The sequence below is a fragment of the Bacteroidia bacterium genome (assembly GCA_016218155.1).
Classification (GTDB): domain Bacteria; phylum Bacteroidota; class Bacteroidia; order Bacteroidales; family GWA2-32-17; genus GWA2-32-17.
The window spans coordinates 24,502-37,089 of the sequence record JACREQ010000110.1 but is presented as its reverse complement, the minus strand read 5'-3'; the positions used below and the strand labels follow the sequence as shown (position 1 = coordinate 37,089).

The following is a 12,588-nucleotide window of genomic DNA, read 5'->3' as shown; positions in this document are numbered from 1 at the left end:
TGTCAGCGATTCGGCAAGGTCTGTGTTGGGTGAGCATTTTGTACTTTTTAAACCAAAAAATATTGTTTCTGGCGATTTTTACTGGACAACAAAAATAAATAATCTGTTATTTGTTGCGGTAGCTGATTGTACCGGTCATGGTGTTCCCGGAGCATTTATGAGTATGCTTGGAATAAGTTTTTTAAATGAGATAGTTCAAAAACAGGAAATAAATAAAGCAAGCCAGATTTTAAACCAGCTTAGACTTGAAATTATAAATGCCCTTCAACAAAAAGGTGTATCCGGTGAACAGAAAGATGGTATGGATATTTCATTACTTGTTTTAAATACCGAAACAAATGAAGCACAATGGGCAGGTGCAAATAATCCTTTATACATCATTTCCTCTGTCATTCTGAACGGAAGTGAAGAACATTTTTCTTGCGAAGTAAAATCTAATTTTAGTAAAATATATTCTTCGGCTACGCCTCTGAATGACAATTATAGGTTAATTGAACTCAAAGGTGACAAAATGCCAATTGCAATCTATCCTGTAATGAATGATTTTACAAACCATGAATTTAAATTAAATAAAGGAGATTCGGTATATTTGTTTACTGATGGTTACGCCGATCAGTTTGGTGGACCAAAAGGTAGGAAATTTATGTATAAGCAGTTTAAAGAATTGCTTGTTCATAATAGTGCTATCTCAATGCAAGAGCAAAAAGTAATACTTGAAAACGCATTTGAAAAATGGACAAATGGTTTTGAGCAGATTGATGATGTTACACTTGTAGGAATTAAAATGTGAACCAATGAAGTTGAATTTTAAAAAATATTTGTTAATTGTTATAATGTGTTTTACCGTTTTTTCGGCAAGAACACAAAATACAAAAACTATCGATTCTTTGCTGTTAGTTCTTGTAAATGCAAAAGAAGATACTGTTAGATGTGTAGTTCTTAATGAGCTGATAACTGCCGAATATGATGAGAAAATATGGTCTAAATACAATAAACAATTACTTGATATTTCTGCTAAGAATTTAAAATCAACAAACAATAACGAAAGAAAATTCTTTTTAAGTTGTTATGCAGTTGCTTTAAATAATTTTGGTTATTTATATGAAAAACAAGGTGACATCTTTAATGCATTTGAGTGTTTTAATAAATCATTACCTATCCAGTATGAAAACCATGATACAATTGGAATGGCTGGTTCGTTACTAAATCTTGGTATGATTTTTCGTCAGCAAGGAAACATACCTAAAGCACTTGAATATTATCATAGGGCATTAAAACTTCAAATTAAGATTAATAATAAATCAGGAATTGCAACTTCTTATAACAATATCGGATTTGTATACGATAGTCAGGGAGAATATTTAAAGGCATTTGAATATTACAATAAAGCGTTAAATATTAATAAAGAAATTGATGATAAGGTTAGCATTGCAATATGTTATTCAAATATTGCTTTTTTATATAATTCACAAAGCGAGCTGTTTTTTACTGGTTCTAAGACTGAACGCATGAAAAAAGGTCATATAAAAGCAATTGAATATTTAAATAATGCCATTAAATTACAAGAGGAAGTTGGTGATAAAGAAGGAATCGCTTCTTCTATGAATAGCCTTGGGAATCTATACGAAACCTATGGAGATCCTTTTTGTACTGAAACTACTGCAATATGTTATGAACAAGGTCAGCAGAAAGCTTTGGATTGTTATATAAAAGCTCTGGAATTACGTGAGGAGATTAATAATAAGGTTGGTATAGCTATTTCTTATGAGTCTCTTTCATCTTTGATGTTGAAGCAAAATAAAATTAATGAATCATTTAAATATGCAAATCTTAGTCTGAAGGTAGCAAAAGAATTAGGGTTCCCTGAGAATATTAAGGATGCTGCAATTTTACTGAAAAATATACATGAAAAAAGAGGTGAATATAAGAATGCAATTGAAATGTATGAGCTTTATATTCAGATGCGTGATAGTATTGTAAATCACGAAAATAAGAAAGCAATTTATAAAAAACAATTTCAAATAGAATATGAGATTAAGGCAACAAAAGATAGTTTAGCTCATGAACAGGCAATAAAACAACAAAGAATGTACACTTTTGGTGGCCTGGCCGGATTTCTGTTAATGGTAGTTGTTGCCGGGGTTTCGTATTATGCATTTAAAAATAAAAAGAAAGCAAATATATTATTAAAGCAAAAAAATATAGAAATTAATAATCAAAAAGAAGAAATTTCAACACAGCGCGATGAAATTGAAGCTCAAAGAGATCTTGTAACAATTCAAAAAGAAGAAATTGAAGAAATTCACAAAGAGGTTACTGATAGTATAAATTATGCAAAACGAATACAGGAAGCTTTGTTACCTGTAAGTGATTCTGCAAGATCTTTACTGGGTGAGCATTTTATTTTATTTAAACCAAAAAATATAGTTTCAGGTGATTTTTATTGGGCAATTAAAATTAATAATTTTCTTATTGTTGCGGTTGCAGATTGTACAGGTCATGGTGTTCCCGGAGCATTTATGAGTATGCTTGGAATAAGTTTTTTGAATGAGATAGTACAAAAACAGGAAATAAATAAAGCTAACCATATATTAAATCAGCTTAGGCTTGAAATTATTAATGCCCTTCAGCAAAAGGGTGTACATGGTGAACAAAAGGATGGAATGGATATTTCCTTACTTGTTGTTAATGTCGAAACAAATGAAGCTCAATGGGCAGGAGCAAATAATCCGTTATACATCATTTCCTCTGTCATTCTGAACGGAAGTGAAGAACATTTTTCTTGCGAAGTAAAATCTAATTTTAGTAAAATATATTCTTCGACTACGCCTCTGAATAACAATTATAGGTTAATTGAACTTAAAGGTGACAAGATGCCAATTGCAATTTATCCGTTAATGAATGATTTTATTAATCATGAATTTAAATTAAATAAAGGAGATTCGGTATATTTGTTTACTGATGGTTACGCCGACCAGTTTGGTGGACCTAAAGGCAGGAAATTTATGTATAAACAGTTTAAAGAAGTGTTAATTAATATCAGTAATTATAAAATGCAGGTACAAAAAGAAATTCTAGAAAAAGCTTTTGAAGAATGGAAAGACAGTCGCGAACAAATAGATGATGTTACTGTTATGGGTTTAAAGATATAATCTGATAAATATTATTATTATGAATAAATATATTGTTTTATTGTTTAGTATTTTGTTATTCTCTTCTTTTACTTATAGCCAGAATCAGAAAAAAATAGATAGCTTATTAGTTAATCTGAAAACTCAAAAAGAAGATACTTTAAAAGTTAATTGTCTTGGTAGTTTATGTGTTTCGCTATGTTCTTCTGATCCTGAGAAGGCAATAAGTTTTGGTAAACAAGGATTAGAACTTTCAAAGAAGTTAAACTACGAACATGGAATAGCTGAAATTAATCAAAATATCGGGCTCGTTTATACTCAATTGGGCGATTATGTTAATTCACTAAAGAATTTGCAACTTGCTTTAGAAACATCAGTTAAATTAAAAGATTTAAATATTGAATCGAAGTGTCTTACTAGTATTGGTACTGTACATTATTATCAGAAAAATTTCGAAAAAGCTTTATATTATTATATTAAATCGTTGAAGGTAGAAGAGAAAATAGGTGATAAATTAGGTGTTGCTGTTTGTTTGATAAATATTGGGAATGTACATAAAATGAAGTCAGAATATAATGAGGCAATGTCTAATTACAAAAACGCATTAAAATTATTTATTGAACTTGACAGTAAACTTAATATAGCAGGGTGTTATAATAATATAGCACGAATGTATGAGAAGCAAAAAGATATAAACTCTGCCATTAAGAATTATCAAAGTGCATATGAGGTTAATATTGAGATTGGTAATAAAAAGGGCCAGGCGATGGTTCTGGCAAATATTGCAAATCTGAATAATATTAGAGGTTATTATAAGAATGCTGTGGAGAATGCTACTGAAGCACTAACAATTTCACAGGCAATTAATGATAAATATCTGGAATGTGGAATTTGCGATATTATTTCAGAATCTTATGATAGTTTAAAGGATTATAAAAAAGCACTAAAATATAATAATATATATATTGTATTAAATGATAGCTTGTTTAATGCTGAAAAAAATGAGCAGCTGACTGAAATGGAAACACGTTATCAGACTGAAAAGAAACAGTTAGAGATAGAAAAACTTGGAAAAGAGAAAGAACTTCAAAGTTCCGAAATGAAAAAACAACGTGTAATAATTATTTTTGTCGTTGTAGGATTAATCGTTTTTTTAGTGTTCTCTTTTGTGTTATTCCGGTTGTTTTTGCAAAAAAAGAGAGCAAATATCTTGTTAGGAAAACAAAATAAAGAAATTCAGCAACAAAAAGAAGAAATTTCAACTCAGCGCGACGAAATTGAAGCTCAGCGTGATGAAATTGAGGCTCAACGAGACCTTGTTATAAATCAAAAGGAGAAGATTGAGGAAATACACAAAGAGGTTACAGATAGTATAAATTATGCAAAACGTATTCAGGAAGCATTATTGCCGGTTAGTAATATATCTAGATCTGTATTAGGTGATCATTTCATATTTTTTAAACCAAGAAATATTGTTTCGGGTGATTTTTACTGGACAATAAAAATTAATAATCTGCTAATTGTTGCTGTAGCAGATTGCACAGGTCACGGTGTTCCCGGAGCATTTATGAGTATGCTTGGAATAAGTTTTTTGAATGAAATAGTACAAAAGCAGGAAATAAATAAAGCCAACCAGATATTAAACCAGCTTAGACTTGAAATTATTAATGCTCTTCAGCAAAAGGGTGTGCAGGGTGAGCAAAAGGATGGGATGGATATTTCTTTACTAGTTGTTAATGTAGATTCAAATGAAGCTCAATGGGCAGGTGCAAATAATCCTTTATACATTATTTCTTCTCTCATTCTGAACGAAAGTGAAGAACATCTTTATTGCGAAGTAAAATCTAATTCTAATAAAATAGATTCTTCGGCTACGCCTCTGAATGACAATTATAGAATGATTGAACTTAAAGGTGACAAGATGCCTATAGCAATTTATCCACAGATGAATGATTTTACAAATCATGAATTTAAATTAAATAAAGGAGATTCGGTATATTTGTTTACAGATGGTTACGCCGACCAGTTTGGAGGTTCGAAAGGCAGGAAATTTATGTATAAACATTTTAAAGAATTACTTCTAAATAATAACAATAAGTCAATGCTAGAACAGTGTTTAATTCTTGAAACAGTTTTAACTGAATGGAAAGGAAAGAATGAGCAAATTGATGATATTACTGTTTTAGGAATGAGAATAAGTTAAATCTGATAATTTTAACTAATCTTATAATTATGATTAATAATAGTTTCTTAAAATATTATTAATTTTATAGTTATTTTTGAAAGATGAAACTTACCAAGTTAAAATTTTTAATTGCAGTTTTTTTTATTTCGGTTTCGTTATTTGCTGAAGCTCAGAATAATAGATTTATTGATTCATTAAAGTTAAAGCTAAAAAGTGCAAGTCATGATTCCATTCGTTTAAGAATTCTTGATGCTATTGTAAAAGAAGAAACTGATGAAACTCTTATTAATAAATTCGACGAACAGTTATTTTCAATAGCTCAAAAAAACCTTTCATCAAATCCATCTTCAAACTTTAAAAATACATGTCTTAAATATAAGGCGAATTTTATATTTAGAAAAGGTTTAAGTTATTACAGACAAAGTGATTATGCAAATGCCCTTGAAAAATATAATGAAAGCCTTAAAATAAGAGAAAATATAAATGATAAAGTTGGAATTTCTTACTCGCTTAATAGTATTGGTCTTATTTATTCGACTCAGGGAGATTATGTTAAAGCATTGGAATTTTATAATAAAAGCTTAAAAATAAGTCAGGCTTTGCAAAACAAGAGTCGTATTTCAACAACATTGTATAATATGGGTGTTGTTTATTATAATCAGGGTGATATTCCAAAAGCTTTAGAGTTTTATAATAAAAGTCTAAAAATTGATGAAGAATTGGGTGACAAAAGTGGAATCTCATTTTCTTTAAACACAATTGGTATTATATACGACAGACAGGGAGATTACACAAAAGCAATTGAATATTATAACAAAAGTCTAAAGATTCTTGATGAAATTGGTGATAAAAGTGCAATAGCAGGTGCTCATATTAATATTGGAAATATTTATTCAGATCAGGATGATATATTAAAAGCTCTTGAATATTATAATAAAGCGCTAAAAATATACGATGAAATTGGTGATAAAAGTGGTGTTTCTTTAGCTCTTAATAATATTGGAATTGTATATTCTGATGAAGCAGTTAAAGCCATTATAAATAAAAATACAATTAAAAGTGATAGTCTTCTAAAAAAATCACTTGATTATAATATAAGAAGTTTAGCAATTAGAGAAGAAATAGGAGATAAGAGTGGAATTTCAGCTTCTTTAGTAAGCATTGGAGTTATTTACGACAAAGAAGGTGATTATCTAAAAGCTTTGGAATATTTTAACAGAAGTTTAAAAATAAACGAAGAACTGGGAGAAAAAAGCGGAATAGCTGCATCCCTAAATAATCTTGGAAAAATATATATTAAAAGAAATGATATAACTAAAGCTTTAACATATGCCAAAAGAGAGTATAATTTAGCAAAAGAGACAGGCTATGTTCAGGATATAAGAGATGCAGCAAAATTATTAGAAGAAATATATTTTAAACAAGGTAATTATAAATTATCAAGACAATATTTTGGCGAGTATATCTCAATGCGAGATAGTATCAGTAAAGATGAAAACCAGAAACTTGTTCAGATGAAATATTTCCAGTATCAGTACGAAAAACAAGCTGCAACTGATAGTATTGCAAATAGTAAGGTCTTGGAAATAAAAAATATTGAATTAAGCAGGCAGGTAGCTGAAAGTAAAAAGCAAAAAATTATTATTTTATTTGTTGTATCAGGATTAATACTATTAGTAATAATAGCATTTATAATTCTTCGTTCACTTAGAATAACAAGAAAACAAAAAAGTATTATTGAGGAGCAAAAACAAATGGTAGATGAAAAGAACTTCATGCTTAATCAACAAAATGAAGAAATATCTACTCAGCGCGATGAAATAGAAGCTCAGAGAGATTTAGTAATAACTCAGAAAGAAGAAATAGAATTTATTCATAATGAGGTTTCGCAAAGTATAGATTACGCTACTCGTTTACAGGCTGCCGTATTACCTGGCCTTGATTTGATAAAAGATACAATTTCTGATCATTTTGTTATATACAGACCAAAACATAAAGTAAGTGGAGATTTTTACTGGTGGGCAGAGATTGAAGATCATTTAATTATTACAGTTGCTGATTGTACAGGACATGGTGTTCCAGGTGCTTTTATGAGTATGCTTGGTATTTCATTTTTACGTGAAATTGTTGTTAAGGAATACATGACAAATCCAGCAATAGTTTTAAAACGATTACGAAAGGAAATAATTCATGCATTAAAACAAAAAGGCACATCGGGTGAGCAAAAGGATGGGATGGATATAGCTCTTATAACAATTAATAAGGAAAATCTTGAGATGCAATTTGCCGGAGCTAACAATCCGTTGTATATATTGAGAAATAATGAGCTGATTGAAATAAAAGGCGATAAAATGCCTATTTCTATTCATATAAATATGGAGCCTTTTAAAAATAATGATTTTAAACTTGAAAAAGGCGATTGTGTTTATTTGTTTACTGATGGTTTTGCCGATCAGTTTGGTGGACCTAAGAGTAGAAAATTTATGTACAAACAATTTAAAGAAATATTGTTAGCTAATAACAATCTGCCAATGTCTGAACAGAAAGTTATTATAGAAACTGCTTTCGAAGAATGGAGAGGCAATGGAGAGCAGATAGATGATGTAACAATTTTGGGAATAAGAATTTAATCTTCATCTTTTAATAAATCCGGTCTTAATTCTTTTGTTCTTGAAACAGACTGATCGTGTTTCCATTTATCAATCTGAGCTTCATTACCTGAAAGTAATATTTCTGGAACCTTCCATCCATTAAACTCAGCAGGGCGTGTGTAAACAGGTGGTGCTAATAAGTCATCCTGAAAAGAGTCGGAGAGGGCAGAAGATTCGTCACCAATAGAACCCGGAATAAGCCTTACTATGCTGTCAACCATAACTGCTGCAGCCATCTCACCTCCAGTCATAACATAGTTCCCAATACTTACTTCACGGGTAATTAGATTTTCACGAATTCTATGATCAATACCTTTATAATGCCCGCAAAGAATTAATATGTTTTTCTTTAGTGAAAGTGTGTTCGCCATTTTCTGATCAAAAATTTCACCGTCAGGAGAAGTGTAAATAATTTCGTCGTAATCATGAAGACTTTTTAAATGATTAATTGCATCGTAAATAGGTTCAATCATTAGTACCATTCCGGCTTTGCCACCAAATGGATAATCGTCAACCTGTTTTTGTTTGTTTTTTGAGTAATCTCTCAAATTGTGTATGCCAATTTCAACAAGACCTTTATTTTTGGCTCTTTTAACTATAGAATGGTTAAAAGGGCTTTCAAGCAGTTCTGGTAGAACGGTAATTATATCGAAACGCATTTTCTTTGGCTTTTTGCAAAGATAATCTAATAAATTATTTTTTTGTCATTCCGTCCGCCGCGGCGGAAAAGTGAAGAACTTTTTCACTGAAGGTAATCTAGTTTTAAAAATAAATTAAATTCAAACTAGATCCTTCGTTTCGTTACACTACACTCTGGATGACAAAACGCTTATCGTATTAATAGTCAACTAGTATGTCATTCAGAGCGCAGCGAAGAATCTAGTAATGGAAATAAACTAGATCCTTCGTTTTATTATACTACATTTTGGTTGTAAAATGGAATAAATGTCATCAAGAACTCTGATCCGGCAAATAATACTCTTTGAGACTTTTATTGGATTTATAAAAATCTTGCTGATCTGTATTTGGCAATTCTATTGTCAGATCTTATCTTAACCTGTTTGTTTTTAGGATATTTTACAGCAAATTTTACAGTAAATTCCTTAGCTTCCTTTGTAGCAAGATCAAATTTCCATTTTAATCTTCCATTAAATTCATCTTTTTCTGCTCCGGAAAGGTCAAGTAATTCTACTTTAATGTCGTCGTCTTGAGCAACCGGAACCTGGTCAATTAAAGTAAATTTAATATTTCCTGGATTTGTGTTACGTACAGAAATTTTATAAGTAAATTCTTCACGGTTATTTGTTCCGATAAGTTTATCGCCTTTACTGTCCTCAACTTTTACTCTGTTAATCATTACTCTGTTATCACGTCCTAATGAGATATTTAAAGTGTCATTTGCTAACTGAGGTTTAATATATGAATGTCCCATAAATGTACCACGGAAATAAATATTAGTCGGACCTTCAATAAGATTCATATCTTCCCAACCTGTAACTTCTGCTACTAAAAATGCAGCAGGATCAACTTTCGGGATAGCAACATATTTATAAGAAACAGGAAGCTTGTAATTTGTTATACTTATCATATAAGGTTTTCCTGAAGCAGGGATTGAAGTAGATTCATCAATTTTGAATTCGAAAGCAATTGGTGAAAGTTCAACTTCAGCAAATTCAACACCCTCAGGTAATGCAAGGTTTCCACTTCTTTTTTGTGCTTCAATTTTATTGATTGTATTTGGTCTGAATTCATTTAATCTTCCTTCGTAATCTGTTCTGTTGTTAAAATTCAATCGCCAGGGTTCTAAACTTGGTGCTTCCTGCGATTCTGTGGGCATTGCAGACGAGAATGAAATTTTAACATTTTCCCAGTCTTCACCTGTCTGGTTTAATACTTTTGCTTTGTATTCCATGTCTATCTGACCTGTTATTTCTTTTACACGAATATCATAAGTAGGAGACCAGCCTGTGCCGCCAACAAGATATGATAATGTAAAATCACCTGTCACAGGTTTTGAAGTCTGAACTGTTACTGCAATTTCAAACCAAGTATCTTTTCTAACAATAGATAGTGAAGTAATTGTATCTGTAACAATTTTAATTCTTTTATTATTATCAGTAATCTGCTCATTTAATTCATAAATTTTCTGATTAAGTTCTGAAACTCTTTTTCTGTAGAAATCGGATAACTTTTCAATTTCAGCAACAGTAGTGCCACCAGTATTATTCTTAAGTATTTTATTTACATTAATAACATCAACTTCGCCTTCAATTGTAGTAAGTTTAGAGTTAATTTGCCTATTGTTTTTATTATACCAGATAATACTATCCTGAAGTTTTGCTATTCTAAGACTGTCTTTCGATTTTAAATTTATTGTTTTAAGCTCTGCTTCAACATTGGTAATTTTTACCCCGTCACCAAAATTAGCTTGTATGCTCTCTTTATCAATTTTTGTTGATAGATGTGAGAAAAGCAATTTAGTAGAGCCTTCCAGTAAATTTATTTTACCTTTTCTGGTAATTTCAGCACCAAGCAGAAAAATCTTAGCTTCTTTAATTTCAGATTTTACTTCTTTTGGTTGGATTTGTGCAGGGCTAATGTAAAACGCAAGCATAACAATTGCTGTAATAAGTAGAGTTTTCATAAAAAAATATTTATAGGTTAATTATTTATTTGTAGAAGTGTAACTTATAGCAATATAATTTATTTTTGTGAAAAACGGAAATATTTTAGATTTCGTATTTTACAGGTAATTAATTTTATAATAAGCTAAAAATTAAATGTTAAAACTATTGAAAGCGTTACAATCTGTCCATTTACTTATTTTCTCTATTTCAATTAATTGTGAATCAGGAAAATCTTTTTTTAAATAATTTTTAAAAAACTCTTTTGTGTCCGAATTAATAATTTTGTCTGTATTTATGTAATTATTGTAAACTATTGCTTTAAGCTCAATATTTCTTCTTCTGATTGCTTCTAAACTTAATAAAGTATGGTTTATAGTTCCTAATTTACCAGATGTTACAAGAATTAATGGATATTGTTTATTTGAAATATAATCTATTAGTAATTCATTAGTATTTAACGGAACCATTAAACCACCAACACCTTCTAATAAAATGTAGTCAAAATGTTTTTCTAGTTCATTTGTTGCAGAAGAAATCTCTTCTGTATTTATTTCAGTGTTTTCAAGCTTTGCAGATAAGTGTGGAGATGCAGGGAAATTAAATATATAAGGACAGGTAAGTCTGATATTATCAAATTCATTTAATTCTTCACCCATAATTTCACGATGCTTTAATATGTCATCTGAAATATTATTGCAGCCTGTTTGGGCAATTTTTTGTGTGATAACATTTAGTCCACGGTTTTTTAAGCTTAATGCCAGTAATCCTGTGACTATTGTTTTTCCAGCATCTGTATCAATTGCTGAAATAAAAATTGTTTTGCCAGACATTTAATATTTTTTTAAAAGTTCAATAATTTTATCAATTTCAGAATATTTCATTTGTGAAGTGAGCGAAAATCTCAATCGTGCTGTGCCTTCTGGTACAGTTGGTGGTCTTACCGGTAGTATAAAGATGCCATTCGATTGAAGATATTCAGCCAGCATAATGCATTTGTCATTTTCGCCAACTATGAGTGGTACAATATTACTTGAACCATTTGTTTCGCATCCCAAAGAAGATATTTTATTTCTAAAATATTCACTTAGTTTCATTAAATGTGCTCGTTGTTCCGGCATTTTTATTATTTGTTGTAAAATAAAATGTGTCCACATAAGTGAAAAGGGTGGGAGGGCAGTAGTAAAAATAATGGACCGCATTTTATTTATCAAATAGTTTCTGAATAGTGAACTGCAGATTACAAATGCACCTTGAGATGCAACTGCTTTACCAAATGTGCCCACAATAAAATCTATTTCAGAAATTAATCCAAACTCTTCTGCAAGTCCAAGACCCTTTTCGCCGAATGTACCAATGGCATGAGCTTCGTCTATGTATAAGAAAGCATTGTATTTTTTCTTTAATTCTACTAATCTTTTTAAGTCAGCTAAATCACCATCCATACTGAATACTGATTCTGTAACAATAAATACATTTTCGTGTAAATGCCTTTCTGTTTTTAGAATTTCTTCTAGTTGTTCAAGATCATTGTGTTTATATCTTATTTTCTTTGCTTCCGAAAGCCTTACTCCGTCAATGATACTTGCATGTACAAGTTTGTCGTCAATAATTAAATCGTTTTTTGTTGTAAGGGCAGGAAGTATTCCAATATTTACATGATAACCACTGTTAAAAACTAATGCCGCTTCTCTTTTATATAAATTGGCTAAGTAATCTTCAAGTATTGAATAATGTTCGGAATTGCCTGTTAATAATCGTGACGAGCAGTTGCTTCCGCTAAAAGTATTTTCATTAGTAATGTTATTTTGAAGAAAATTATTCCATAGTTCAATATCTGAAGAAATGCCTAAATAGTCATTTGATGAGAAATTTAAATAATCTTTACCTTCAAAGTTTATGTTTTTTCCAGACTTAACTGTTTTACGTAACATGCGATAGCTATTGTTTTCTTTTATTTTAGCTAAAGCTTCTTCGTATCTTTTAGTTGACATTTA

At 30.3% G+C, this 12,588-nt stretch carries 8 protein-coding genes; 4 read left to right on the top strand and 4 right to left on the bottom strand.

Annotation, left to right across the window (positions count from 1 at the left end; translation table 11 throughout):
* The 4 genes from HY951_18630 to HY951_18615 form a co-directional block, all read left to right on the top strand.
* Positions 1 to 790: SpoIIE family protein phosphatase (locus tag HY951_18630; protein MBI5542079.1), on the top strand; the 790-nt coding region annotated here is incomplete at its 5' end.
* Positions 791 to 794: 4 nt separating this feature from the next.
* Entirely contained in the window at positions 795 to 3,152 is a 2,358-nt protein-coding gene (locus HY951_18625; GenBank protein ID MBI5542078.1) for a tetratricopeptide repeat protein, read from the top strand.
* 19 nt (positions 3,153 to 3,171) lie between these two features.
* Positions 3,172 to 5,334, top strand: a complete 2,163-nt coding sequence (locus HY951_18620) for a tetratricopeptide repeat protein (protein MBI5542077.1) — start codon at positions 3,172 to 3,174, stop codon at positions 5,332 to 5,334.
* Between the two features lie 83 nt (positions 5,335 to 5,417).
* Positions 5,418 to 7,946: a tetratricopeptide repeat protein gene (locus HY951_18615; protein MBI5542076.1), complete on the top strand. Its 2,529-nt coding sequence runs from the start codon at positions 5,418 to 5,420 to the stop codon at positions 7,944 to 7,946.
* Here the strand turns inward: HY951_18615 and trmD are convergent.
* The 4 genes from trmD to HY951_18595 all read right to left on the bottom strand — a co-directional run bounded on the left by trmD (position 7,943) and on the right by HY951_18595 (position 12,585).
* A complete protein-coding gene (trmD, locus tag HY951_18610; protein MBI5542075.1) occupies positions 7,943 to 8,626 on the bottom strand; it encodes a tRNA (guanosine(37)-N1)-methyltransferase TrmD in 684 nt (227 codons plus the stop codon). The genes HY951_18615 and trmD overlap by 4 nt on opposite strands.
* Positions 8,627 to 8,967: 341 nt before the next feature.
* Positions 8,968 to 10,611, bottom strand: a complete 1,644-nt coding sequence (locus HY951_18605) for a DUF4139 domain-containing protein (protein ID MBI5542074.1) — start codon at positions 10,609 to 10,611, stop codon at positions 8,968 to 8,970.
* A gap of 132 nt (positions 10,612 to 10,743) precedes the next feature.
* On the bottom strand, positions 10,744 to 11,424 hold the full coding sequence (gene bioD / locus HY951_18600; GenBank protein ID MBI5542073.1) for an ATP-dependent dethiobiotin synthetase BioD: 681 nt from the start codon (positions 11,422 to 11,424) through the stop codon (positions 10,744 to 10,746).
* Positions 11,425 to 12,585 carry an 8-amino-7-oxononanoate synthase gene (locus tag HY951_18595; protein MBI5542072.1) on the bottom strand — a complete coding sequence of 387 codons (1,161 nt, stop codon included), beginning with the start codon at positions 12,583 to 12,585 and terminating at the stop codon, positions 11,425 to 11,427.
* Between the last annotated feature and the right edge of the window lie 3 nt (positions 12,586 to 12,588).

What these genes read in the sequence shown, in the direction of transcription:
- HY951_18625 (MBI5542078.1), top strand. Translation starts at nt 795, where the DNA reads ATGAAGTTGAATTTTAAAAAATATTTGTTAATTGTTATAATGTGTTTT.
- HY951_18620 (MBI5542077.1), top strand. Translation starts at nt 3,172, where the DNA reads ATGAATAAATATATTGTTTTATTGTTTAGTATTTTGTTATTCTCTTCT.
- HY951_18615 (MBI5542076.1), top strand. Translation starts at nt 5,418, where the DNA reads ATGAAACTTACCAAGTTAAAATTTTTAATTGCAGTTTTTTTTATTTCG.
- trmD (MBI5542075.1), bottom strand. Translation starts at nt 8,626, where the DNA reads ATGCGTTTCGATATAATTACCGTTCTACCAGAACTGCTTGAAAGCCCT.
- HY951_18605 (MBI5542074.1), bottom strand. Translation starts at nt 10,611, where the DNA reads ATGAAAACTCTACTTATTACAGCAATTGTTATGCTTGCGTTTTACATT.
- bioD (MBI5542073.1), bottom strand. Translation starts at nt 11,424, where the DNA reads ATGTCTGGCAAAACAATTTTTATTTCAGCAATTGATACAGATGCTGGA.
- HY951_18595 (MBI5542072.1), bottom strand. Translation starts at nt 12,585, where the DNA reads ATGTCAACTAAAAGATACGAAGAAGCTTTAGCTAAAATAAAAGAAAAC.